Here is a 22,699-nt window from a genome sequence, read left to right as displayed (position 1 = left end):
GTCATCGGAGAGGCCCGCCGCGGCCGGTTCTCTTCGCACCGTGGAGGTTGCGCCACGATAACGATCCCGCAGCCGGACATCCCGCTCTTCACCGACGCGTAACACGCAGGGCGCCTTCGTCACCCCGGCGAAATAACGAGGGGCTTCCACCGAAACGGCGCTGCGCGAGTCTCATGGCGCAGAACAGCCCCACCCCTCACCCGACCGGACCGCCCAGGCACCGCCCGCACGGGGCCGTACCAACCGACGAGGAGACGCCGATGGCACCAGCCATCACGCTTGCCGCGGAGGCACCCAAGTTGTCCGCCGCGAACACAGGCTTCATGCTCATCTGTTCCGCCCTGGTACTGATCATGACCCCGGGCCTGGCCTTCTTCTACGGAGGCATGGTCCGCGTCAAGAGCACCCTGAACATGCTGATGATGAGCTTCATCAGCATGGGCATCGTCACCATCCTCTGGGTGCTCTACGGCTTCTCCCTCGCCTTCGGCTCGGGATCCGGCCTGCTCGGGTGGAACGCCGACTGGCTCGGCCTCAGCAACATCGGCCTGACGGAACTCTGGGACGGCTACACGATCCCGATCTACGTCTTCATGGTCTTCCAGCTGATGTTCGCCATCATCACGCCGGCCCTGATAAGCGGCGCGCTCGCCGACCGCGTCAAGTTCTCGGCCTGGTCGCTCTTCATCGCGCTGTGGGTCACGATCGTCTACGTCCCGGTCGCCCACTGGGTCTGGGGCGCCGACGGCTGGGCCTACAAGCTCGGTGTGATCGACTTCGCCGGTGGTACCGCGGTCCACATCAACGCGGGCGCCGCGGCCCTCGGCGTCATCCTGGTCATCGGCAAGCGGGTCGGTTTCAAACGGGACCCGATGCGCCCGCACAGCCTGCCGCTGGTCATGCTCGGCGCCGGTCTGCTGTGGTTCGGCTGGTTCGGGTTCAACGCCGGCTCCTGGCTCGGCAACGACGACGGCGTCGGCGCGCTGATGTTCGTGAACACGCAGGTCGCCACCGCCGCCGCCATGCTGGCCTGGCTCGCCTACGAGAAGATCCGCCACGGCGCGTTCACCACGCTGGGCGCCGCCTCCGGCGCGGTCGCCGGCCTGGTCGCGATCACCCCGTCGGGCGGCGCGGTCTCCCCGCTCGGCGCGATCGCCGTCGGCGCCATCGCCGGTGTCGCCTGCGCAGCGGCCGTCGGCCTGAAGTTCAAGTGGGGCTACGACGACTCCCTCGACGTCGTCGGCGTCCACATGGTCGGCGGCATCATCGGCTCGCTGCTCATCGGCTTCTTCGCCACCGGCAAGGGCCAGTCCGACGCGACCGGCGTCTTCTACGGCGACCACTCCTTCGACCAGCTGTGGAAGCAGTGCGCCGGCGTCTTCGCGGTCCTCGCCTACTCCCTGGTCGCCTCCGCCGTCCTCGCCTTCCTGATCGACAGGACGATGGGCATGCGGGTCACCGAGGACGAGGAGGTCTCCGGCATCGACCAGGCCGAGCACGCCGAGAGCGCCTACGACTTCAGCGGCACCGGCGGCGGCGTCATCGGCTCCGCAGCCCCGGCCCCCGGCCCGGCCGCGGCCGCCAAGCCCTCCAAGAAGGTGGACGCATGAAGCTCATCACCGCCGTCGTCAAGCCGCACCGGCTGGACGAGATCAAGGAGGCCCTCCAGGCCTTCGGCGTCCACGGACTGACGGTCACCGAGGCCAGCGGCTACGGTCGTCAGCGGGGCCACACCGAGGTCTACCGCGGTGCCGAGTACACCGTCGACCTGGTTCCCAAGATCCGCATCGAGGTACTGGCCGAGGACGACGACGCCGAGCAGCTGGTCGAGGTCATCGTCAAGGCGGCCCGCACCGGCAAGATCGGTGACGGCAAGGTCTGGTCGCTGCCGGTGGAGACGGCCGTACGGGTCCGCACCGGCGAGCGCGGCCCGGACGCGCTCTGACACGACGCGAGGACAGGAGTCGCTGGGTGACGGGTACGGATGTACGCAAGGACACGGACGACTCGGGACCCGGCGGCTACGCGGCGGCCCGGCTGCGTCTCCTCAACGAGGAGGCGCGGCCAGGGCCGCCGCGCCGTTCCGCCCTCGCCGGGCTGACCGACGACTGGCTCGCCGGCCTCTTCACGGCCGCGGCCCGGGAACCGAGAGGCGTCTCGCTCGTCGCCGTCGGCGGCTACGGCCGCGGGGAGCTGTCGCCGCGCAGCGACCTCGACCTCCTGCTGCTGCACGACGGCGGCGACCCCGGCGCGATCGCCGCCCTCGCCGACCGCCTCTGGTACCCGGTCTGGGACCTCGGCCTGGCCCTCGACCACTCCGTGCGCACCCCGGCCGAGGCCCGCCGGACCGCCGGTGAGGACCTGAAGGTCCAGCTCGGCCTGCTGGACGCCCGGCACCTCGCCGGAGACCTTGGCCTCACCGCAGCGCTGCGCACCGCCGTCCTGGCCGACTGGCGCAACCAGGCCCCCAAACGCCTCCCCGAGCTGCAGGAACTCTGCGCCGAGCGCGCCGAACGGCAGGGCGAGCTGCAGTACCTCCTGGAGCCCGACCTCAAGGAGGCCCGCGGCGGCCTCCGCGACGCCACCGCCCTGCGCGCCGTGGCCGCCTCCTGGCTGGCCGACGCCCCGCGCGAGGGCCTCGCGGACGCCCGCCGGCGGCTGCTCGACGTCCGGGACGCCCTGCATCTGGCCACCGGCCGCGCCACCGACCGGCTCGCGCTCCAGGAACAGGACCAGGTCGCGGCCGGGCTCGGCCTGCTGGACGCCGACACCCTGCTGCGCCAGGTGTACGAGGCGGCGCGCGTCATCTCGTACGCCAGCGACGTCACCTGGCGCGAGGTGGGGCGCGTGCTGCGCTCCCGCGCCGTCCGTCCGCGCCTGCGCGCCATGCTGGGCGGGAAACCGGCCACCGAGCGGTCGCCGCTGGCCGAGGGCGTCGTCGAGCAGGAAGGCGAGGTGGTGCTCGCCCGCGCCGCACGCCCCGAACGCGACCCCGTGCTGCCGCTGCGCGCCGCGGCCGCCGCGGCCCAGGCCGGCCTTCCGCTCTCCCTGCACGCCGTACGGCGCATGGCCGCCACCACGCGCCCGCTGCCCACGCCCTGGCCCGCCGAGGCCCGCGAACAACTGGTCACCCTGCTCGGCTCCGGCCGCCCCACCATCGACGTCTGGGAGGCGCTGGAGGCGGAGGGCCTGATCAGCCGGCTTCTGCCCGACTGGGAACGGGTCCGCTGCCGGCCGCAGCGCAACGCCGTCCACATCTGGACCGTGGACCGGCACCTCATCGAGACCGCGGTCCGCGCCTCCGAGCTCACCCGCCGCGTCAGCCGCCCCGACCTGCTCCTCGTGTCCGCGCTGCTGCACGACATCGGCAAGGGCTGGCCAGGCGACCACTCCGTGGCCGGTGAGATCATCGCCAAGGACGTGGCCGCGCGGATCGGCTTCGACCGCGCCGACGTCACGGTGCTCGCCACGCTCGTCCGGCACCACCTGCTGCTGATCGAGACGGCCACCCGGCGTGACCTGGACGACCCCGCCACCGTCCACGCGGTCGCCGAGGCCGTCGGCAGCCAGAGCACCCTGGAGCTGCTGCACGCCCTCACCGAGGCCGACGCGCTCGCGACCGGCCCCGCCGCCTGGTCCGCCTGGCGCGGCTCCCTCGTCGCCGACCTGGTCCGCCGCGTGGCCGCCGCCCTGGCCGGCGACGCGGCCGAGGAACCCGAGCCCGCCGCGCCCACCGCCGAGCAGGAACGCCTCGCCATCGAGGCCTTCCGCACCGGCGGCCCCGTCCTCGCGCTGCGCGCGCAGCCCGAACCGGCGCCCGAGGAGGAGGGCCCGGGCGAGCCCGAACCGCTCGGCGTCGAGCTGCTCATCGCCGTACCGGACCAACCGGGTGTGCTCCCGGCGGTCGCCGGCGTCCTCGCCGTGCACCGGCTGACCGTCCGCACGGCCGGGCTGCGCGCCCTGCGCCTGCCCCACGACGTCGAGGACGCGTCGGTCCTGCTGCTGAACTGGCGGGTCGCCGCGGAGTACGGCTCCCTGCCGCAGGCCACCCGGCTGCGCGCCGACCTGGTCCGCGCCCTCGACGGCTCCCTCGACATCGCCGGCCGCCTCGCCGAGCGGGACGCCGCCTACCCGCGCCGCCGCGGATGGGTGGCCCCGCCGCCCCGGGTGACGGTGGCCTCGGCGGCCTCCCACCACGCCACGGTGATCGAGGTGCGCGCCCAGGACGCCCCCGGGCTGCTGTTCCGCATCGGCATGGCCCTGGAGAAGGCGGCGGTGCGAGTGCGCAGCATGCACGTCAGCACCCTGGGCGCCAACGCGGTCGACGCCTTCTACGTGACGACGGGCGCCGGGGCGCCGCTGCCGCCGGAGGACGCGGCGTCGACGGCCAAGGTGCTCGAGGAGACCCTGCGCGGATGACGCGGCGTCGCGCTCCCCGTCCGCCGCACGCGGCGGGCGGGGAGCGGGCGGGGGATATCCGCTCTCCGGGCGGATATCCTGGAGGGCAGCCCAGAACGCCCCCGACTCCCGAGGACCGACGCCGCCGTGTTCGATACCCTCTCCGACCGCCTCAGTGCGACCTTCAAGAACCTCCGTGGGAAAGGCCGACTGAGCGAAGCGGACATCGACGCCACGGCGCGCGAGATCCGCATCGCACTCCTCGAAGCCGACGTCGCCCTGCCCGTCGTCCGGACGTTCATCAAGAACGTCAAGGAACGCGCGCTCGGCGCCGAGGTCTCCAAGGCGCTGAACCCCGCCCAGCAGGTCCTCAAGATCGTCAACGACGAACTGGTGACCATCCTCGGCGGCGAGACCCGCCGGCTCCGCTTCGCCAAGCAGCCGCCCACCGTGATCATGCTCGCGGGTCTGCAGGGCGCCGGTAAGACCACCCTCGCGGGCAAGCTCGGCCGGTGGCTGAAGGAGCAGGGCCACTCGCCGCTGCTCGTCGCCGCCGACCTCCAGCGCCCGAACGCCGTGAACCAGCTCAGCGTCGTCGCCGAGCGCGCCGGCGTCGCCGTCTACGCGCCCGAGCCGGGCAGCGGCGTCGGCGACCCGGTGAAGGTCGCCAAGGACTCCATCGAGCACGCGCGGACCAAGGTCCACGACATCGTGATCGTGGACACCGCGGGCCGGCTCGGCATCGACCAGGAGATGATGCAGCAGGCCGCGGACATCCGCGACGCCGTCTCCCCGGACGAGATCCTGTTCGTCGTCGACGCGATGATCGGCCAGGACGCCGTCAACACCGCCGAGGCCTTCCGCGACGGCGTGGGCTTCGACGGCGTGGTGCTCTCCAAGCTCGACGGCGACGCCCGCGGTGGTGCGGCCCTGTCGATCCGGCAGATCACCGGCAAGCCGATCATGTTCGCGTCGAACGGCGAGAAGCTCGACGACTTCGACGCCTTCCACCCGGACCGGATGGCCTCCCGCATCCTCGACATGGGTGACCTGCTCACCCTGATCGAGCAGGCGGAGAAGACCTTCAGCCAGGAAGAGGCCGCCAAGATGGCCTCGAAGCTGGCGTCCAAGAAGGGCCAGGACTTCACCCTGGACGACTTCCTGGCCCAGATGGAGCAGGTCAGGAAGATGGGCTCCATCTCCAAGCTGCTCGGCATGCTCCCGGGCATGGGCCAGATCAAGGACCAGATCAACAACCTGGACGAGCGGGACGTCGACCGCACCGCCGCGATCATCAAGTCGATGACGCCGGTCGAGCGGCAGGACCCGACGATCATCAACGGCTCCCGGCGCGCCCGTATCGCCAAGGGTTCCGGTGTCGACGTCAGCGCGGTGAAGAACCTCGTCGAGCGGTTCTTCGAGGCCCGCAAGATGATGTCCCGCATGGCGCAGGGCGGCGGCATGCCGGGCATGCCGGGGATCCCGGGCATGGGCGGCGGCCCCGGCCGTACCAAGAAGCAGCCGAAGAAGGCCAAGGGCAAGCAGCGCTCCGGCAACCCGATGAAGCGCAAGCAGCAGGAGCAGGAGGAGGCGGCCCGGCGCGCGGCGGCCGCCGAGGGCGGCGCCTTCGGGCTGCCGCAGCAGGGCGGCCAGGAGTTCGAGCTGCCCGACGAGTTCAAGAAGTTCATGGGCTGATTCCCGCCCGCACGTCCCTGAGGGCGCCCTCCCGGACCGGGGGGCGCCCTCAGCGCATGCCGAGGCAGGCGCGGTGCCGTAACGTCCAGGTATGAGCAATGCGGCGCCACCCCGCAAAGCCCCTGACCAGCCGTGGCGCGCCGAGGGCACCCCGGACGAGAGACCCCGGCCGGCCGGCGGCGGACTGCGCGGCGGCAAGTGGTGGGGCCTGCTCGTCACCGCGGTGATCGTCTTCCTGCTGGCGTACGTCGGCCTGAACTACCTCGGCCAGGGAAACGAACCGACGATCTCCTACACGGAGTTCAGCCGGGAGGTCGGCGCCGGCAACGTCGCCAAGATCTACTCCAAGGGCGACGCGATCCAGGGCCAGCTCAAGAGCCCCCGGGCCAACCCCGACGGCGGCGGCGACTACACCAAGTTCCGGACGCAGCGGCCCGCCTTCGCCGACGACAGGCTGTGGCAGAACCTCACCAGCCACGGCGTCACCGTGACGGCGCGTCCCGTCGTGCAGGAGCGCGGGCTCCTGTCCAACCTGCTGATCTCCCTGATCCCGATCGTGCTGCTGGCGGCCGTGTGGATCTTCATCGCCCGACGGGTCGGCACGGGGCTGGGCGGCGCGGGCGGCATGTTCGGGCGCAAGGCGCCGCCCAGACCGGTCGAGCTGCGGCCCGGCACCGGGCGCACCACATTCGCCGACGTGGCCGGCATCGACGAGGTCAAGGGCGAGCTGGACGACGTCGTCGACTTCCTGAAGCACCCCGACACCTATCGCAGGATGGGCGCCAAGCTGCCCCGCGGAGTCCTGCTCGCCGGATCCCCGGGCACCGGCAAGACCCTGCTCGCGCGCGCGGTCGCGGGCGAGGCCGGGGTGCCGTTCTTCTCGGCCTCGGCGTCCGAGTTCATCGAGATGATCGTCGGCGTCGGCGCCTCCCGGGTCCGCGAGCTGTTCGCCGAGGCCCGCAAGGTGGCGCCGTCGATCATCTTCATCGACGAGATCGACACCATCGGCCGGGTGCGCGGCGGCGGCGCCTCGATGAGCGGCCACGACGAGCGCGAGCAGACCCTGAACCAGATCCTCACCGAGATGGACGGCTTCTCCGGCTCCGAGGGCGTGATCGTCATCGCGGCGACCAACCGCGCGGACATCCTCGACCCGGCGCTGACCCGGCCCGGCCGCTTCGACCGGGTGGTCAGCGTGGCCCCGCCGGACCGCGGCGGACGCGAGGCGATCCTGCGCATCCACACCCGCGAGATGCCGCTCGCCGGCGATGTGGACCTGGCGCAGCTGGCCCGGGTGACGCCCGGCATGACGGGTGCGGATCTGGCCAACCTCGCCAACGAGGGCGCGCTGCTCGCGGTCAAGGCCAAGCGGGAGCGGGTGACGCGGGCGGATCTGTCCGAAGCGCTGGAGAAGGTCCAGCTCGGCGCCGAGCGCACCCTGGTCATGCCCGAGGAGGACCGCCGCCGCACCGCGTACCACGAGAGCGGCCACGCCCTGCTCGGCATGCTGCAGACCGGCGCCGACCCGGTCCGCAAGATCACCATCGTGCCGCGCGGCCGGGCGCTCGGGGTGACCATGTCCACGCCCGAGGTGGAGCGGTACGCCCACTCGGAGGGCTACCTGCGCGGCCGCATCATCGGCGCGCTCGGCGGCATGGCCGCGGAGGAGGTCGTCTACGGAGTCGTCACCACCGGCGCCGAGAGCGACCTCGAGCAGGTCACCAACATCGCGCGCGGGATGGTGGCCCGCTGGGGCATGAGCGAGCGCGTCGGCCGGCTCTCCGCGCTCCCCAGCGACGCCCAGCAGGCGTACGGACTGTCGGCCGCCCCGCGTACCCTCGACGTGATCGACGACGAGATGCGCCGCATCGTCGACCAGTGCTACGAGGAGGCCTGCCAGAAGCTGCGCGACCACCGCGGCCGGCTGGACGCGCTGGCGCACGCGCTGCTGGAGAACGAGACGCTGGAGGAGGCGGACGCCTACCGGATCGCCGGCATCACCCGCCTGACCAAGGACGTGGAGGCCTAGCGGGCGGGCCGATCGCCGCAAGCACCTCTACGGCACGCGGGCGACGAGATAGCGGAAGACGTTCGGCATCCAGACCGTCCCGTCCGCGCGCCGGTAGGGATGCAGCGCCTCCGCCAGCTCCTTGTCCACCTGCTTGCCGTCGGTGGCCGCGATCGCCGCGTCGAAGAGCCCGGTCGACAGCAGGCCGCGCACGGCGCTGTCGGCGTCGGCGTACCCGAACGGGCAGGCCACCCGTCCCGAGCCGTCCGGTTTCAGCCCCGCCCGCTGGGCGACCTCCTCCAGGTCGTCGCGGCGGGCCGGCCGCCAGCTCCGCGCGCTGCGCAGCGGATCGGCGAGCTTCGTCGCCACCCGCAGCACCGAGGAGGTGGCGCACCGCTCGGGCGGCCCCCAGCCGACGAGCACCACGGCCGCGCCGCGCGCGGCCAGCGGCAGCGCGCCCGACAGCAGGCCGCCCAGGCCCTCGGAGTCGCCCGCCAGACAGCCGATCGGCTCGAAGACGGTCACCAGCGTGTACCCGCGCGTCCCCGCGCCGGCCGCGTCCCCCGGCAGTTCCTCGACCAGCCTCGTGCGCGTGCCCGCGTCCGCCTCTGCGCCCGCACGCGCGCGCGTGCCGTGCCCCGGGTCCGGTGACAGGCGCCCGCGCGCGAGGGCGAGCAGTTCCCGGCAGGAGTCGACGCCGGTCATGGCGGCCCCTCTGGAGGCCGCCATCAGCAGGGCCAGGCCGGAACCGCAGCGCAGGCCCAGCAGCCGTGTCGCCGGGCCCACGTCGAGCCGTTCGTACACCGCCTCGTAGAGCGGGACCAGCATCCGCTCCTGGATCTCGGACCAGTCACGCGCGCGTGCGCACGGGTTCACTCCGGGTGGTGCTGAACCCGGGTGGGCCAAGTGCTCCCGCGCGAGCGTAGGTGTCATGGGTAAGCGCCCCTATCCGCCGACAGTTCGTCGCAGTGCCCGATTGCGAGGCCCCCGTGCCGATCGCTCGCACCCTCCACCTATGTCAGGTAACTCCCGGCTCGCGGTGCCGTCCAGGGGGCGTGGGGCCCCGCTTGGGGACTGAGCGCACATGTGGCGAGATTTCACATCCACGCAACCCGGGCGACCGGTACGGTGTCCGCTCCCGTGGGGGCGGGCCGGTGACGAGGGGCGCGGGCCCACCCGGTAACGTCGCGATCGGCGCGGACGCCCGCACGGGCGACGGCGCCACGCGAGAGCGACCGAAACACGCCTTGCGCACCGGCCGCCCCCGTCCACAGCACCGCTTACGCGCCGCGTCGTACGTCGGACTACGCACCGGCTTGGTATGAGCTGTGAGGCTTCTCCGCAGATCAGCGCACCCGCCCTCGTCAGGACGCATCAGCGGCAACTGACGGGTACGTGCAAATTATTTGGGATGCCCCGGAATAGGAACACAGTGGCACCCACGCTCGTTGTCATTACGTGAGCACGACACAGACACCACCTGTTCTCGCCGCAGAGCTGGCACAGGCGTGGGCCGACATTCAGCGGTACCACCCCGAACTGCCGGACCTTGCCGCGCCAGAGTCCCTGATCGGGGAGTCGTCGTCCGCGTGCGGTCACGAACTCTCCTTCGAGCGCCTGCTCCACGAGGCCGTCCACGGCATCGCCGCCGCGCGAGGTGTCCGCGACACCTCCCGCGCCGGCCGCTACCACAACCGCCGCTTCCTGGCCGTCGCCGAGGAACTGGGCCTGGACCACCCCGACGAGCCGCATCCCAGCAGCGGCTTCTCGCTGGTCACGCTCAACCCCGAGGCGAAGCGGCGCTACCGTCCGACCATCGAGCGCCTGCAGCGCGCCCTGAAGGCCCACACGGCGGCCACCTCCGCCGACACCTCCCGCACCTTCCGGGGCCCGGCCGCCCGCCACGGCTCCTCCGGCGGCGGCGTCCGCGTCAAGGCGGTCTGCGACTGCGGCCGCAACGTCCGCGTGGTGCCCTCGGTCCTGGCCCAGGCCCCCATCGTGTGCGGCGGCTGCGGCAAGCCGTTCCAGATCCCGGAGGTCGTGGGAGTGGCGTAGCCGCGAGCCGCGAGTACCGGCATCTCGTGGGTGCCGGAAGCGGACTCGTCCCCGCGCGGCCGCCGGCGGCGGTCCGCGGCGCCGAGCGGCGCACCCGACGCGGCCTCACCCCCGCGCCGGGTGCCGCTCCGGCGTGCCCTGGTCCGGCGCTCACCCCGTGGCGGGGAGTGACCCGGCGCGTATGGCACAATGGCTAGCTGTACTCGACAGTCGCACAGGACCCCTCTCTCCTCCGGCTGACGCGTCCATCGGGCATTCGGGTACCGCAACCCCACGCGGCAACTCGCCGTGCCCAACCACGTCAAAACCAGGAGAATCCACTCCCGTGGCAGTCAAGATCAAGCTGAAGCGTCTGGGCAAGATCCGTTCGCCTCACTACCGCATCGTCGTCGCCGACTCCCGTACCCGCCGTGACGGCCGGGCCATCGAGGAGATCGGCAAGTACCACCCGACCTACAACCCGTCGGTCATCGAGGTGGACGCCGACCGTGTGGCGTACTGGCTGGGTGTCGGCGCGCAGCCGACCGAGCCCGTCCTCGCCATCCTGAAGAAGACCGGCGACTGGCAGAAGTTCAAGGGCGAGCCGGCTCCCGCGCCGCTGCTCGTCGCGGAGCCGAAGTCGACGCGCCCGTCGTTCGAGGCTCTCGGCGGTGACGACGAGGGCAAGGGTGAGGCCATCACCCAGAAGAAGAAGGCTGAGAAGAAGGACGAGGCCGCTGCCGAGTCCGAGTCGACCGAGGCCTGAGCACCATGCTCGAAGAGGCGCTTGAGCACCTCGTGAAGGGCATCGTCGACAACCCTGACGATGTGCGGGTCGCCTCGCGTGACCTGCGCCGCGGGCGCGTGCTGGAGGTCCGGGTCCACCCCGACGACCTCGGCAAGGTGATCGGCCGCAACGGCCGTACCGCGCGTGCTCTGCGCACCGTCGTGGGTGCCATCGGCGGCCGCGGTGTCCGTGTCGACCTCGTCGACGTGGACCACGTCCGCTGACGCTCAACGCAGCACCGGCTCGGGCCGGGGAGGGCCACTGGGCCGTCCCCGGCCCGTAGTCGTATCGACAGGAGATCAAGCACAGTGCAGCTGGTAGTCGCACGGATCGGCCGCGCCCACGGCATCAAGGGCGAGGTCACCGTCGAGGTACGTACCGACGAGCCCGAGCTGCGGCTCGCCCCGGGCGCCGTTCTGGCCACCGAACCGGCCTCCGCCGGACCCCTCACCATCGCCACCGGCCGGGTGCACAGCGGACGGCTCCTGCTGCGCTTCGAGGGCGTCGGGGACCGCAGCGCCGCCGAGGCCCTGCGCAACACCCTGCTGATCGCCGAGATCGACCCCGAGGAACTGCCCGAGGGCGAGGACGAGTACTACGACCACCAGCTCATGGACCTCGACGTGGTCACCGAGGACGGCACGGAGGTCGGCCGGATCACCGAGATCTCCCACCTGCCCTCCCAGGACCTGTTCATCGTCGAGCGCCCGGACGGCAGCGAGGTGATGATCCCCTTCGTCGAGGAGATCGTGACCGAGATCGACCTCGAGGAGCAGAAGGCCGTCATCGCGCCCCCGCCGGGTCTGATCGACGACCGCGCCGAGATCGCCTCGTCCCGGGAAGAGGACGCATGAGGCTCGACGTCGTCACGATCTTCCCCGAGTACCTGGAGCCGCTGAACGTCTCCCTCGTCGGCAAGGCACGCGCGCGCGGGCAGCTCGACGTCCACGTCCACGACCTGCGCGCGTGGACGTACGACCGGCACAACACCGTCGACGACACCCCCTACGGCGGCGGACCCGGCATGGTCATGAAGACCGGGCCCTGGGGCGACGCGCTGGACACGGTGCTCGCCGACGGTTACGAGTCCGGCGACCGCACCCCCGCCCTGATCGTGCCCACCCCCAGCGGCCGTCCCTTCACCCAGGAACTGGCGGTCGAACTCTCCGAGCGCCCCTGGCTGATCTTCACGCCGGCCCGCTACGAGGGCATCGACCGGCGCGTCATGGACGAGTACGCGACCCGGATGCCCGTCTACGAGGTCTCCATCGGCGACTACGTGCTCGCCGGCGGCGAGGCGGCCGTCCTGGTCGTCACCGAGGCCGTGGCCCGGCTGCTGCCCGGGGTCCTCGGCAACGCCGAGTCCCACCGGGACGACTCCTTCGCGCCCGGCGCGATGGCCGCCCTCCTGGAGGGCCCCGTCTACACCAAGCCGCCCGTCTGGCGCGGCCGGGACATCCCCGAGACGCTGCTCAGCGGCCACCACGGCCGGATCGCCCGCTGGCGCCGCGACGAGGCCCTGCGGCGCACCACGGCCCACCGGCCCGACCTGATCGAGCGCTGCGACCCCAAGGCCTTCGACAAGAAGGACCGCGAGATGCTCTCCATCCTGGGCTGGGAACCGGACCCGGAAGGCGAGCCGTACGGCCGGTTTTGGCGCCACGCCGACGACGTGGAACAATAGGCCGCTGTTGTGCGTCCGTCCGGCGTGCGCCCCTGCCACAGGGGGACACGACGCCCGCACCGACCCGCACGGCAGTCCTCCTGGAAACCTAGTTCCCGTTGATGACCTGTGGCATCAGCGAAGAAAGCAGACGAAATGTCTCACCTGCTCGACACCGTCGACGCCGCGTCGCTGCGCAGCGACGTCCCCGCCTTCCGCCCGGGTGACACCGTCAACGTCCACGTCCGCGTCATCGAGGGCAACCGCTCCCGTGTGCAGCAGTTCAAGGGCGTTGTGATCCGTCGCCAGGGCTCCGGTGTCCGCGAGACCTTCACGGTCCGCAAGGTCTCGTTCTCCGTCGGCGTCGAGCGCACCTTCCCGGTGCACACCCCGATCGTCGAGAAGATCGAGCTGGTCACCCGTGGTGACGTGCGCCGCGCCAAGCTGTACTACCTCCGTGAGCTGCGCGGCAAGGCCGCGAAGATCAAGGAGAAGCGCGAGAACTGAGCGCTTTTCCTTCGGTCGCATCGGGGCGGATAGCATCTGGCTCCGATGGACACCGAAGCACAGCCGACGCAACGCGACCGCACCTCCCGACCCGGTACTCCGGGGACGGAGGGGCGGTCGCGTTTCGCGTTGGTGCCGCGGCTCGCCGCATGGCTGCCGGGCGGCCGGGCCACCCTCACCCTCTTCGTCTGCCTGGCGTTTTTGCTCCTCCTCAACGCTTTCGTGGTGCAACCGTTCCAGATTCCGAGCGGATCCATGGAACAGGGATTGAGGATCGGTGACCGCGTCCTCGTAAATAAGTTGGCGTACCGTTTCGGGGCCCAGCCGCTCCGCGGTGACGTGGTTGTCTTCGACGGGACCGGGTATTTCGGGGACGCCGACTACATCAAGCGCGTTGTGGGGGTAGGGGGAGACCACGTGGTCTGCTGCGACAAGGAGGGGAGGCTCCAGGTGAACGGCCGGCCGGTCGACGAGACGGCGTTCCTCCATCCCGGGGACAGCCCGTCCAGCGTCCCCTTCGACGTCGTCGTGCCCGCGGACCGCCTGTTCCTCCTCGGGGACCACCGCAGCCGCTCCAGCGACTCCCGCGACCACCTGGGCTCACCCGGCGGCGGCATGATCCCCGTGGAGGACGTCGTCGGCCGGGCCGACTGGATCGCCTGGCCGCACGGCCACTGGCGGCACCTGACCCGGCCGTCGGCCTACGCGCGCGTGCCCGCGGCCGCCTCTCCGGACGGCGCGCATGGGTAACCGTGGCAGGCCGCGCGGAGCGCCGGCGACCGCAGCCGAGAGCCTGCTGCCCACCGGGACCCGCCGCACCGGCTCCGGAACGGGCGGCGGCCGCACGCGCGCGGAGCGCCGCAAGCTCCAGCGCAAGGTGAAGCGCAAGCGCAGGCGGTCAGCCGTTCGGGAGATCCCCCTTCTGGTCGGTGTCGCGGTGCTCATAGCCCTCGTCCTGAAGACGTTCCTCGTGCAGGCGTTCGTCATCCCGTCCGGCTCCATGGAGCAGACGATCCGGATCGGCGACCGCGTGCTGGTCGACAAGCTCACCCCGTGGTTCGGCTCCAGGCCGCAGCGCGGGGACGTCGTCGTGTTCCACGACCCGGGCGGCTGGCTGGCCGACGAGCAGACCACCCAGAAGAAGGACGACCCGGTCGTCGTCAAGCAGTTCAAGGAAGGCCTCACCTTCATCGGCCTGCTGCCCTCCGACAACGAGAAGGACCTGATCAAGCGGGTCATCGGGGTCGGCGGGGACCACGTCAAGTGCTGCGACGCCGAGGGCCGGGTCACCGTCAACGGAAGTCCGCTCAGCGAGACCGGTTACCTGAATCCGGGCAGCGCCCCGTCCGTCACCCCCTTCGACATCACCGTGCCGCAGGGACGGCTGTGGGTGATGGGCGACCACCGCGACAACTCCGCCGACTCCCGCGCCCACCAGAACACGCCGTACGGCGGCACGGTCTCCGAGGACTCGGTCGTGGGCCGCGCCATGGTGATCGGCTGGCCCATCGGCCACTGGACCAGCCTCGACGAACCTAAAACCTTTGCAAGCGTTGCCGACTCCGTGTCGGGGTCGACCGCGGCCCCTGCGCTGTCGCATAGGGTTGCCTACGGCGATCCGAACGGAACGACCCGCCTCCCGACCCCTGCGGAACTCCCGCTCGTTATGGGAGTGGTGGGCCTGCACCGTGGATGGCGCAGGCGGCGGCAGAGAGTAAGGAGTTGGCGTGGGGGATGTGGCGGTTGGCGCACGGTCGGGACACGACGGCGAGGAGCACCGCGGGCACCCCGTGGAGGCGAACTCCCCCGCTCCGGACGGCGCCGTGATGTCGGGGAGTTCCGGCCACCCGGCGTCCGGGGACGGCGAATCGGAGGCGCAGCGGCACCAGAGCGACGGCACGGACGGGACGGCGAACCAGCCGAAGAAGCCGCGCTCCTTCTGGAAGGAACTGCCGATCCTGATCGGCATCGCGCTGGTCCTGGCGCTGCTGATCAAGACGTTCCTGGTGCAGGCGTTCTCGATTCCCTCGGACTCGATGCAGAACACCCTCCAGCAGGGTGACCGCGTCCTGGTCGACAAGCTCACCCCGTGGTTCGGCTCCGAGCCCGAGCGCGGCGAGGTCGTCGTCTTCCACGACCCCGACGACTGGCTGGCGGGCGAGCCCGCGCCCAACCCGAACCCGGTCCAGAAGGTCCTGAGCTGGATCGGCCTGATGCCGTCCGCCGAGGAGAAGGACCTGATCAAGCGGGTGATCGGGGTCGGCGGCGACACGGTCGAGTGCAACAAGACCGGCCCGCTCACGGTCAACGGCAAGGCGCTGAACGAGCCGTACGTCTATCCGGGCAACACGCCGTGCAGCCTGGACGACCAGGGCGGCCAGTTCAAGGTGAAGGTCCCCAAGGGCTACATCTGGGTGATGGGCGACCACCGCCAGAACTCCCGCGACTCCCGCTACAACCAGTCCGACAGCCACCACGGCATGGTCCCCGTCGACAAGGTCGTCGGCCGTGCCATCGTGCGCGCCTGGCCGATCAACCGCTGGGGCACGCTGCCGGTGCCGGACACCTTCGACCAGCCCGGCCTCGACTCGCAGTCCTCCGCTGCGGCGACCCTGACCGTGGCGCCGCAGGGCGTGGCGCTGGCTGCCGTGCTGCCGGTGGCGGTCTGGCGGCGCAGGCGTGCGGACCGGCTCCGCACCGGCGTCCGGACCACCGCGGCCACCGGAGGGCGCTGAGCCTGCCCGCCGTACGTGTGGAGCCCCTCTGTGAAGCTCTGGGAAAGCTGTTCCCAGGGTCCTGAAAGAGGGGCTCCCCCCGTTCGGTACCGGCAGGTAGGGTGCGGGTCCATGAGCGGCGAGAGCACGACGCGTACGGCCCCGCACACCGCGGGCACAGACACGGCACGGGCCGGCGGCGGCCGGCTCGCGGAGCGGCTGTCCGGGGTGGCCATGGCGCTGGGCCTGGTGCTGTTCCTCGGCGGCTTCGCCTGGGGAGCCGTGGTCTACCGGCCGTTCACCGTGCCGACCAGCTCGATGGCGCCGACCATCGACGCCGGCGACCGGGTCCTGGCCCAGCGCGTCGACGGCGCCGAGGTGCGGCGCGGCGACGTGGTCGTCTTCCGCGACAAGAGCTGGGTCACCAACGCCAACGTGGTCAAGCGGGTCGTCGCGGTCGGCGGCGACACCGTCTCCTGCTGCACCGACGGCAAGCTCACCGTCAACGGCAAGCAGATCGACGAGCCCTACCTGCCCGTGGGCAGCCCGGCCGAGATCAAGAAGATCCCGGCCATCACCGTCCCCAAGGGCCGGCTGTTCCTCCTCGGCGACGAACGCCAGGGCTCCCTGGACTCCACCGCCCACCTCACCGACGCCGCGCGGGGCACGGTGTCGCGCGGCGCCGTCTCCGCCCGCGTCGACTCCGTCGTCTGGCCCATGAACGGCATGCTCGAGCGCCCCACCGGCTTCGAGACGCTGGGCGCCCTCTCGCAGCCGGGCCCGCTGAGGACCATCGAGCTGATGATCGTCGGCGGCGCCGTCCTGGTGCTCGGCGGCGGCGCGTTCGGCTCGATCGCCAAGCGGCTCGGCCGCGGGCGCAACCGTCCGGGGCCCGCAGGTGCCCGCTGAGGCCGCGCGGCCGGGCGAGGACACCTACCAGGGCGGACTGCGCCGGGTGGCCCGGGTGGTCCTGCTCGACCCCGAGGACCGCATCCTGCTGCTGCACGGTCACGAGCCGGACAACCCGGCCGACGACTGGTGGTTCACCCCAGGCGGCGGTCTGGAGGGCGACGAGACGCGCGAACAGGCCGCGCTGAGGGAACTCGCCGAGGAGACCGGCATCACCGACGTCGCCCTCGGCCCGGTGCTGTGGCGGCGGCGCTGCTCCTTCCCGTTCGCGGGCCGGCGCTGGGACCAGGACGAGTGGTACTACCTGGCCCGCACCACCCAGACGGCCACCGCGGCGCTGGGCCTGACCGAGCTGGAGCGGCGCAGCGTCGCCGGAGCGCGCTGGTGGACGTGCCAGGAACTGACCCGGGCACATGAGACGGTGTATCCGACCAGACTCGCCGGGCTGCTGCGCACGCTGCTCGACGAAGGTCCCCCCGCCAGGCCCGTGACCCTGGACACGGAAATCGTCTGAGGGCTCGTCGGACTGGCGCACAATGGGGGGATCGCACGGCTGAAGGGGAACATGCCATGAGCGCCGAGGACCTCGAGAAGTACGAGACCGAGATGGAGCTGAAGCTCTACCGGGAGTATCGAGATGTCGTCGGTCTGTTCAAATACGTGATCGAGACCGAGCGGCGCTTCTACCTCACCAACGACTACGAGATGCAGGTGCACTCGGTCCAGGGCGAGGTGTTCTTCGAGGTGTCCATGGCGGACGCCTGGGTCTGGGACATGTACCGGCCGGCCCGGTTCGTGAAGCAGGTGCGTGTCCTCACGTTCAAGGACGTGAACATCGAGGAGCTGAACAAGAGCGACCTCGAGCTTCCGGGCGGCTGACGGCCGTGATTCCGTCGAACGGGTGACGGGGATGTCCACAACCCGCGAGTAGCTCACCAAGATCCACTTCTGTCGGCCCGCTGCGTGACCGTGGGTGCCGGAGGTGGTGCCGACATGAGCAGGGCACGCAGTGGACTCGGCAGGTACGGCGAGGATCTCGCCGCGCGGCGGCTGACCGATACGGGGATGACCATCCTGCGGCGCAACTGGCGCTGCGGTCGCTCCGGCGAGATCGACATCGTGGCCCGGGACGGGGACACGCTGGTCGTCTGCGAGGTGAAGACCCGCAGGGCCGACGGCTTCCAGCACCCCATGGCAGCCCTCACGCCGCAGAAGGCACGACGCCTGCACGCCCTGGCCGAACGCTGGATCCAGGCCCACGGCGGGGCCCCGCCGGGCGGCGTCCGCATCGACCTGGTCGGCGTGCTGCTGCCCCGCCGGGGCGCCCCGGCCGTCGAGCACGCGCGGGGAGTGGTCTGACATGGGATTCGCCCGTACGTGCTCCGTCGCCCTCGTCGGCGTCGAGGGCGTGGTCGTCGAGGTGCAGGCCGATCTGGAACCAGGAGTGGCGGCCTTCACCCTGGTGGGCCTGCCGGACAAGAGCCTGACGGAGAGCCGGGACCGGGTCCGGGCCGCGGTGGTGAACTCGGGCGGCGAATGGCCGCAGAAGAAGCTCACCGTCGGACTGAGCCCGGCGTCCGTGCCGAAGGCCGGCTCCGGCTTCGACCTGGCCGTCGCCTGCGCGGTCCTCGGCGCCGCCGAGCGGATCGACCCCCGCGTCCTCGCCGAGATCGTGATGATCGGCGAGCTGGGACTGGACGGCCGCGTCCGGCCGGTGCGGGGCATCCTGCCCGCCGTCCTCGCCGCCGCCGACGCGGGGTACGAACAGGTGGTCGTGCCCGAGAGCGCCGCCGCCGAGGCCGCGCTGGTCCCCGGGGTGTCCGTGCTCGGCGTGCGCAGTCTGCGCCAGTTGATCGCCGTCCTCACCGACGAGCCCCTGCCGGAGGAGGAACCGGACGGGCAGGGCCGCCCGGACCCCCTGCTGGCAGGCCTGCGCGTGCCCGGCGCCGGGGCGGCCACCGGCATGGACGGCGGCGGCGCCCAGCAGCCCGACCACGATCTCGCCGACGTCGTGGGCCAGACCTCGGCGCGCACGGCCGTCGAGGTGGCCGCCGCCGGCGGGCACCACCTGTTCCTCGAGGGCCCGCCGGGCGCGGGCAAGACCATGCTCGCCGAGCGGCTGCCCGCGGTGCTGCCCCCGCTCACCCGGCAGGAGTCGCTGGAGGTCACGGCGGTCCACTCGGTGGCCGGACTGCTGCCACCCGGCAAACCCCTCGTCCAGGTCGCGCCCTACTGCGCCCCGCACCACTCGGCCACGATGCAGTCCCTCGTCGGGGGCGGCCCGGGCGTGGCGCGCCCCGGCGCGGTGTCCCTGGCCCACCGGGGCGTGCTGTTCCTGGACGAGGCGCCCGAGTTCCACGGCCAGACCCTGGACGCCCTGCGGCAGCCGCTGGAGTCCGGGCACGTGGTGATCGCCCGCAGCGCGGGAGTGGTCCGGTACCCCGCCCGGTTCCTGATGGTGCTCGCGGCCAACCCCTGCCCCTGCGGGCGGTTCTCGCAGCGGGACTCCCTGTGCGACTGCCCGCCGTCCGCGATCCGCCGGTACCAGGCCCGGCTCTCCGGCCCGCTGCTCGACCGGGTCGACCTGCGGGTCGAGGTGGACCCCGTCACCCGTGCCCAGCTCACCGCACCCGGGGCCCGTGGCGAGTCCTCGGCCGCCGTCGCCGGGCGGGTCCGGGCGGCCCGGGAGCGGGCCGCCGCCCGCCTCGCCGGAACTCCCTGGAGCACCAACAGCGAGGTACCGGGAAGAGAGCTGCGCAGCCGCTTCCACGCCGCCGCCGGCGCGATGGACGAGGCAGAGCGCAGCCTCGAACGGGGCGTGCTCACGGCCCGCGGCGTCGACCGGGTGCTCCGTGTCGCCTGGACGGTCGCGGACCTCGTCGGCCACGACCGCCCGGACGCCGGCGACGTCCGCCTCGCCCTGCAACTGCGCACCGGGATCCCACGCGGCGCGCCCATGGCCCTCGGGGCCCTGGCATGAGCGCCGGGGCCGATGCGGGGGAGGAGCGGCTGGGGCGGGCGTTCCTCGCCCGGGTCATCGAGCCGGGGGACGAGGCCGGCGGGCGGTGGCTGCGGGAGTTCGGGGTGGCGGAGGTGGTCCGGCGGCTGCGCGACGGCGGGCGGCCGCTGCCGGGGGTGAGTGGCAGACGCTGGGCCGGGCTGGTGGCGCGGGCCGGGCGGGCCCAGCCGGAGCGTGACCTTCACGAGGCGCGTGACGCCGGGGTGCGGTTCGTGTGCCCGGGGGACACCGAGTGGCCGGGCCGGCTCGACGACCTGGGCGACGCAAGGCCCACCGGCCTGTGGGTGCGCGGCACGCCCAGCCTGCGGATATGGGCGCTCGGCTCCGTCGCCGTGGTCGGGGCGCGCGCCTGCACCGAGTACGGGACGCATGTGGCGGCCACCCTCGCCGCCGAGCTGGCCGAGCGCGGATGGGTGGTCGTGTCCGGCGGTGCCTATGGAGTCGACGGGGCCGCCCACCGGGGCGCCCTCGCCGCCGGCGGGGCCACCGTCGCCGTACTGGCCTGCGGCGTCGACCGGCCCTACCCGCGCGGGCACACCGCGCTGATCGACCGGATCGCCGAGCAGGGCCTGGTGGTGGGCGAGCTGCCGCCCGGCGATCACCCGACACCGAGCCGGTTCATCCTGCGCAACCGGGTGATCGCGGCGCTCACCCGGGGCACGGTCGTCGTGGAGGCCGCCTGCCGCAGCGGCTCGCTGGTCACCGCGCGGGCCGCCGAGCGGCTCGGCAGATACACGATGGGCGTCCCCGGGCCCGTCACCAGCTCGCTCTCCGCCGGTGTGCACGAACTGCTGCGCGGCGGGGCCACGCTGGTCACCGATGCCGCGGACGTCATCGAACTCGTGGGGGACATGGGTGAGCTGGCGCCGCCCCGGCGCGGTCCCGTTCTGCCCCGTGACCTGCTGGAACCGGCCGCGCGGGCCGTCCTCGCCGCACTGCCCGGCAATCGCCCGGCCGGCGCCGCGGAGATCGCGCGCGGCGCGCGGACCACTCCGGATGAGGCGATCGCGAGACTGTACGAACTCCGAGCACTTGGTTACGTCGAACGACACGACGACGGCTGGAAGTTGACACGCCAGGCGCTGATCTCGGCTCGAAGTGGCCCGACTCCGTGTTGACCGACCGTGTTCGGCCGTCCGGGGGAATGGCCTAAGCCCTTGGCATTCCCCGGAGTTGGCGCATCCGGGTGGTCACGCAGAGCGATCCGCCCGCTGCGGTGGCACGACCCGCAGAGGAGCTCCGCGCAGGGGTGGTGCCTCGTTGTTCGCACACCGCGACTCCGCAGTCACGCTACGCTCACGAAGTCCGGGCGCAGACCGCGCCGACCCGACTCCAGACCGGCAGCTCACCCGGGTGCCCCACCGCACCCCACGGTGACGCACCGCGCACCACCTCCGCCCACCACCACCCGACCCCGCAGCACCGCACGGCAGATCACGGCACTTCACGGCAGAACGGCACAAGGCGACGAATGCCCCAGCACACCTCCGGCTCCGACCGGGCGGCGGTCCCACCAGCCGCCCGCGACGGTGGCAGCGTGCGGCCGCCCGCTCCCTCGACGCTCGACGAACTGTGGCGGTCGTACAAGGCGACGGGGGACGACCGGCTGCGGGAGCAACTGATCCTGCACTACTCGCCGCTGGTCAAGTACGTGGCGGGCCGGGTCAGCGTCGGTCTGCCGCCCAACGTGGAGCAGGCCGACTTCGTCTCCTCGGGAGTGTTCGGACTGATCGACGCGATCGAGAAGTTCGACATCGACCGCGAGATCAAGTTCGAGACGTACGCGATCACCCGGATCCGGGGCGCCATGATCGACGAGCTGCGGGCGCTGGACTGGATCCCGCGGTCCGTCCGGCAGAAGGCCCGCAACGTCGAACGGGCCTACGCCACCCTGGAGGCACGGCTGCGGCGGACCCCGACGGAGGGGGAGGTCGCCGCCGAGCTGGACATGGAGGTGGAGGAGCTGCACGCCGTGTTCAGCCAGCTCTCGCTGGCCAACGTGGTGGCGCTGGAGGAGCTGCTGCACGTCGGCGGCGACGGCGGCGACCGGCTCAGCCTCATGGACACGCTCGAGGACACCGCGGCCGACAATCCGGTCGAGGTCGCCGAGGACCGGGAACTGCGGCGGTTCCTGGCGCGCGCGATCAACACCCTGCCGGAGCGGGAGAAGACCGTCGTCACGCTCTACTACTACGAAGGGCTCACCCTCGCCGAGATCGGCAATGTGCTCGGAGTCACCGAGAGCCGGGTCAGCCAGATCCACACCAAGTCGGTGCTGCAGCTGAGGGCGAAGCTGGCGAGCTTCGGACGCTGAGTCGCTCCCGTTCGCGGGGGCGCGTCCGTAAAGTGGTGGACGTGCCAAGGATTCGAGCGGCCTCCGTGGCCGAGCACCGGTCGATGCAGCGAGCCGCCCTGCTGGACGCGGCTCGGTCCCTGCTGTCCGACGGCGGGACCGACGCGCTGACCTTTCCCGCGCTGGCCGAACGGACGGGCCTGGCGCGGTCGTCCGTGTACGAGTACTTCCGCTCCCGCGCCGCCGTGGTCGAGGAGCTGTGCGAGGCCGACTTCCCCGTCTGGGCGGCGGAGGTCGCGGCGGCGATGGAGCGCGCGGCGACGCCCGAGGCCAAGGTCGAGGCGTATGTGCGCCGGCAGCTCGCGCTGGTCGGGGACCGCCGGCACCGGGCCGTCGTGGCGATCTCGGCGAGCGAGCTGGACGCGGGGGCGCGCGAGAAGATCCGCGCGGCTCACGGCGGCCTGGTCGCGATGGTCGTCGAGGCGCTGGCGGAGATGGGGCACGAGCAGCCCCGGCTGGCGGCCATGCTGCTGCAGGGGGTCGTGGACGCGGCCGTGCGGCGGATCGAACTGGGCGCGGCCGAGGAGCCGGCCTGCATCACGGACGCCGCGGTGCGCATGGCCCTGCGGGGGGTCCAGGGCTGAGCGGCGAGTCCGAGCCGGCCGGCTGCGG

The 22,699-nt window shown here is 72.2% G+C and carries 22 protein-coding genes and 1 pseudogene; 22 read left to right on the top strand and 1 reads right to left on the bottom strand.

The window, feature by feature from the left end; translation table 11 throughout:
* Positions 1-260: 260 nt before the first annotated feature.
* The 5 genes from ACFYU0_RS28755 to ftsH all read left to right on the top strand — a co-directional run bounded on the left by ACFYU0_RS28755 (position 261) and on the right by ftsH (position 8,122).
* A complete protein-coding gene (locus ACFYU0_RS28755; RefSeq protein ID WP_351664328.1) occupies positions 261-1,610 on the top strand; it encodes an ammonium transporter in 1,350 nt (449 codons plus the stop codon).
* Positions 1,607-1,945 carry a P-II family nitrogen regulator gene (locus ACFYU0_RS28750; RefSeq protein WP_100828472.1) on the top strand — a complete coding sequence of 113 codons (339 nt, stop codon included), beginning with the start codon at positions 1,607-1,609 and terminating at the stop codon, positions 1,943-1,945. Before ACFYU0_RS28755 ends, ACFYU0_RS28750 begins: the two co-directional genes overlap by 4 nt.
* Positions 1,946-1,971: 26 nt before the next feature.
* Positions 1,972-4,419, top strand: a complete 2,448-nt coding sequence (locus ACFYU0_RS28745; RefSeq protein ID WP_389304911.1) for a [protein-PII] uridylyltransferase — start codon at positions 1,972-1,974, stop codon at positions 4,417-4,419.
* A gap of 126 nt (positions 4,420-4,545) precedes the next feature.
* The gene (gene ffh, locus ACFYU0_RS28740) at positions 4,546-6,093 is read left to right on the top strand and encodes a signal recognition particle protein (RefSeq protein WP_389304909.1); all 1,548 of its coding nucleotides are present in this window, start codon (positions 4,546-4,548) and stop codon (positions 6,091-6,093) included.
* Between the two features lie 91 nt (positions 6,094-6,184).
* The gene (gene ftsH, locus ACFYU0_RS28735) at positions 6,185-8,122 is read left to right on the top strand and encodes an ATP-dependent zinc metalloprotease FtsH (RefSeq protein ID WP_351664322.1); all 1,938 of its coding nucleotides are present in this window, start codon (positions 6,185-6,187) and stop codon (positions 8,120-8,122) included.
* 27 nt (positions 8,123-8,149) lie between these two features.
* Here the strand turns inward: ftsH and ACFYU0_RS28730 are convergent, their stop codons facing one another.
* Positions 8,150-9,034, bottom strand: a complete 885-nt coding sequence (locus tag ACFYU0_RS28730; protein ID WP_389304907.1) for a class I SAM-dependent methyltransferase — start codon at positions 9,032-9,034, stop codon at positions 8,150-8,152.
* A gap of 525 nt (positions 9,035-9,559) precedes the next feature.
* Here ACFYU0_RS28730 and ACFYU0_RS28725 point away from each other — a divergent pair.
* From ACFYU0_RS28725 to ACFYU0_RS28645, 17 genes and pseudogenes are all read left to right on the top strand, one after another.
* Positions 9,560-10,156, top strand: coding sequence for a hypothetical protein (locus ACFYU0_RS28725; protein ID WP_389304905.1), 597 nt, complete (start codon positions 9,560-9,562; stop codon positions 10,154-10,156).
* Between the two features lie 325 nt (positions 10,157-10,481).
* Entirely contained in the window at positions 10,482-10,901 is a 420-nt protein-coding gene (gene rpsP, locus ACFYU0_RS28720) for a 30S ribosomal protein S16 (RefSeq protein ID WP_132889815.1), read from the top strand.
* Positions 10,902-10,906: 5 nt separating this feature from the next.
* On the top strand, positions 10,907-11,146 hold the full coding sequence (locus ACFYU0_RS28715; RefSeq protein WP_109381758.1) for an RNA-binding protein: 240 nt from the start codon (positions 10,907-10,909) through the stop codon (positions 11,144-11,146).
* Between the two features lie 84 nt (positions 11,147-11,230).
* Positions 11,231-11,776: a ribosome maturation factor RimM gene (rimM, locus tag ACFYU0_RS28710; RefSeq protein WP_351664315.1), complete on the top strand. Its 546-nt coding sequence runs from the start codon at positions 11,231-11,233 to the stop codon at positions 11,774-11,776.
* Entirely contained in the window at positions 11,773-12,606 is an 834-nt protein-coding gene (gene trmD / locus ACFYU0_RS28705; protein WP_351664313.1) for a tRNA (guanosine(37)-N1)-methyltransferase TrmD, read from the top strand. Before rimM ends, trmD begins: the two co-directional genes overlap by 4 nt.
* Before the next feature lie 135 nt (positions 12,607-12,741).
* Positions 12,742-13,092 (top strand): 50S ribosomal protein L19, encoded by a 351-nt coding sequence (rplS, locus tag ACFYU0_RS28700; protein WP_199212174.1) that lies wholly within the window; start codon positions 12,742-12,744, stop codon positions 13,090-13,092.
* Between the two features lie 45 nt (positions 13,093-13,137).
* Positions 13,138-13,842, top strand: a complete 705-nt coding sequence (lepB, locus tag ACFYU0_RS28695; protein ID WP_351664311.1) for a signal peptidase I — start codon at positions 13,138-13,140, stop codon at positions 13,840-13,842.
* Positions 13,835-14,929 (top strand): annotated as a pseudogene (lepB, locus tag ACFYU0_RS28690) (signal peptidase I); the annotation flags it as partial. The gene lepB (ACFYU0_RS28695) and the pseudogene lepB (ACFYU0_RS28690), both read left to right, overlap by 8 nt.
* Positions 14,820-15,827 (top strand): signal peptidase I, encoded by a 1,008-nt coding sequence (gene lepB / locus ACFYU0_RS28685; protein WP_351664309.1) that lies wholly within the window; start codon positions 14,820-14,822, stop codon positions 15,825-15,827. The pseudogene lepB (ACFYU0_RS28690) and the gene lepB (ACFYU0_RS28685), both read left to right, overlap by 110 nt.
* Before the next feature lie 111 nt (positions 15,828-15,938).
* Positions 15,939-16,715 carry a signal peptidase I gene (gene lepB / locus ACFYU0_RS28680; RefSeq protein ID WP_351664307.1) on the top strand — a complete coding sequence of 259 codons (777 nt, stop codon included), beginning with the start codon at positions 15,939-15,941 and terminating at the stop codon, positions 16,713-16,715.
* Positions 16,705-17,229 (top strand): NUDIX hydrolase, encoded by a 525-nt coding sequence (locus ACFYU0_RS28675; protein ID WP_389304900.1) that lies wholly within the window; start codon positions 16,705-16,707, stop codon positions 17,227-17,229. Before lepB (ACFYU0_RS28680) ends, ACFYU0_RS28675 begins: the two co-directional genes overlap by 11 nt.
* A 56-nt stretch (positions 17,230-17,285) precedes the next feature.
* The gene (locus ACFYU0_RS28670) at positions 17,286-17,594 is read left to right on the top strand and encodes a DUF2469 domain-containing protein (protein WP_003965949.1); all 309 of its coding nucleotides are present in this window, start codon (positions 17,286-17,288) and stop codon (positions 17,592-17,594) included.
* A gap of 114 nt (positions 17,595-17,708) precedes the next feature.
* A complete protein-coding gene (locus tag ACFYU0_RS28665; RefSeq protein WP_389304898.1) occupies positions 17,709-18,074 on the top strand; it encodes a YraN family protein in 366 nt (121 codons plus the stop codon).
* Position 18,075: 1 nt separating this feature from the next.
* Entirely contained in the window at positions 18,076-19,695 is a 1,620-nt protein-coding gene (locus ACFYU0_RS28660) for a YifB family Mg chelatase-like AAA ATPase (RefSeq protein WP_389304896.1), read from the top strand.
* Complete coding sequence (dprA, locus tag ACFYU0_RS28655; RefSeq protein WP_351664299.1) at positions 19,692-20,852, top strand: DNA-processing protein DprA; 1,161 nt, start codon at positions 19,692-19,694, stop codon at positions 20,850-20,852. The genes ACFYU0_RS28660 and dprA overlap by 4 nt, the downstream gene beginning before the upstream one ends.
* Before the next feature lie 353 nt (positions 20,853-21,205).
* Complete coding sequence (gene whiG, locus ACFYU0_RS28650; RefSeq protein ID WP_351664297.1) at positions 21,206-22,048, top strand: RNA polymerase sigma factor WhiG; 843 nt, start codon at positions 21,206-21,208, stop codon at positions 22,046-22,048.
* Positions 22,049-22,113: 65 nt separating this feature from the next.
* Positions 22,114-22,671: a helix-turn-helix domain-containing protein gene (locus ACFYU0_RS28645; RefSeq protein ID WP_351664609.1), complete on the top strand. Its 558-nt coding sequence runs from the start codon at positions 22,114-22,116 to the stop codon at positions 22,669-22,671.
* The last annotated feature ends 28 nt before the right edge of the window (positions 22,672-22,699 follow it).

Origin of the sequence: Streptomyces sp. NPDC003720 (assembly GCF_042875075.1) — a bacterium.
GTDB lineage: Bacteria > Actinomycetota > Actinomycetes > Streptomycetales > Streptomycetaceae > Streptomyces.
This window is presented reverse-complemented; position numbering and strand designations above follow the sequence as displayed.

Excerpts from the sequence above, each read along its gene's own strand:
- ACFYU0_RS28755 (WP_351664328.1), top strand. The coding sequence starts at position 261 with ATGGCACCAGCCATCACGCTTGCCGCGGAGGCACCCAAGTTGTCCGCC.
- ACFYU0_RS28750 (WP_100828472.1), top strand. The coding sequence starts at position 1,607 with ATGAAGCTCATCACCGCCGTCGTCAAGCCGCACCGGCTGGACGAGATC.
- ftsH (WP_351664322.1), top strand. The coding sequence starts at position 6,185 with ATGAGCAATGCGGCGCCACCCCGCAAAGCCCCTGACCAGCCGTGGCGC.
- ACFYU0_RS28730 (WP_389304907.1), bottom strand. The coding sequence starts at position 9,034 with ATGACACCTACGCTCGCGCGGGAGCACTTGGCCCACCCGGGTTCAGCA.
- ACFYU0_RS28715 (WP_109381758.1), top strand. The coding sequence starts at position 10,907 with ATGCTCGAAGAGGCGCTTGAGCACCTCGTGAAGGGCATCGTCGACAAC.
- trmD (WP_351664313.1), top strand. The coding sequence starts at position 11,773 with ATGAGGCTCGACGTCGTCACGATCTTCCCCGAGTACCTGGAGCCGCTG.
- rplS (WP_199212174.1), top strand. The coding sequence starts at position 12,742 with ATGTCTCACCTGCTCGACACCGTCGACGCCGCGTCGCTGCGCAGCGAC.
- lepB (WP_351664311.1), top strand. The coding sequence starts at position 13,138 with ATGGACACCGAAGCACAGCCGACGCAACGCGACCGCACCTCCCGACCC.
- lepB (WP_351664307.1), top strand. The coding sequence starts at position 15,939 with ATGAGCGGCGAGAGCACGACGCGTACGGCCCCGCACACCGCGGGCACA.
- ACFYU0_RS28670 (WP_003965949.1), top strand. The coding sequence starts at position 17,286 with ATGAGCGCCGAGGACCTCGAGAAGTACGAGACCGAGATGGAGCTGAAG.
- ACFYU0_RS28665 (WP_389304898.1), top strand. The coding sequence starts at position 17,709 with ATGAGCAGGGCACGCAGTGGACTCGGCAGGTACGGCGAGGATCTCGCC.
- ACFYU0_RS28660 (WP_389304896.1), top strand. The coding sequence starts at position 18,076 with ATGGGATTCGCCCGTACGTGCTCCGTCGCCCTCGTCGGCGTCGAGGGC.
- dprA (WP_351664299.1), top strand. The coding sequence starts at position 19,692 with ATGAGCGCCGGGGCCGATGCGGGGGAGGAGCGGCTGGGGCGGGCGTTC.
- whiG (WP_351664297.1), top strand. The coding sequence starts at position 21,206 with ATGCCCCAGCACACCTCCGGCTCCGACCGGGCGGCGGTCCCACCAGCC.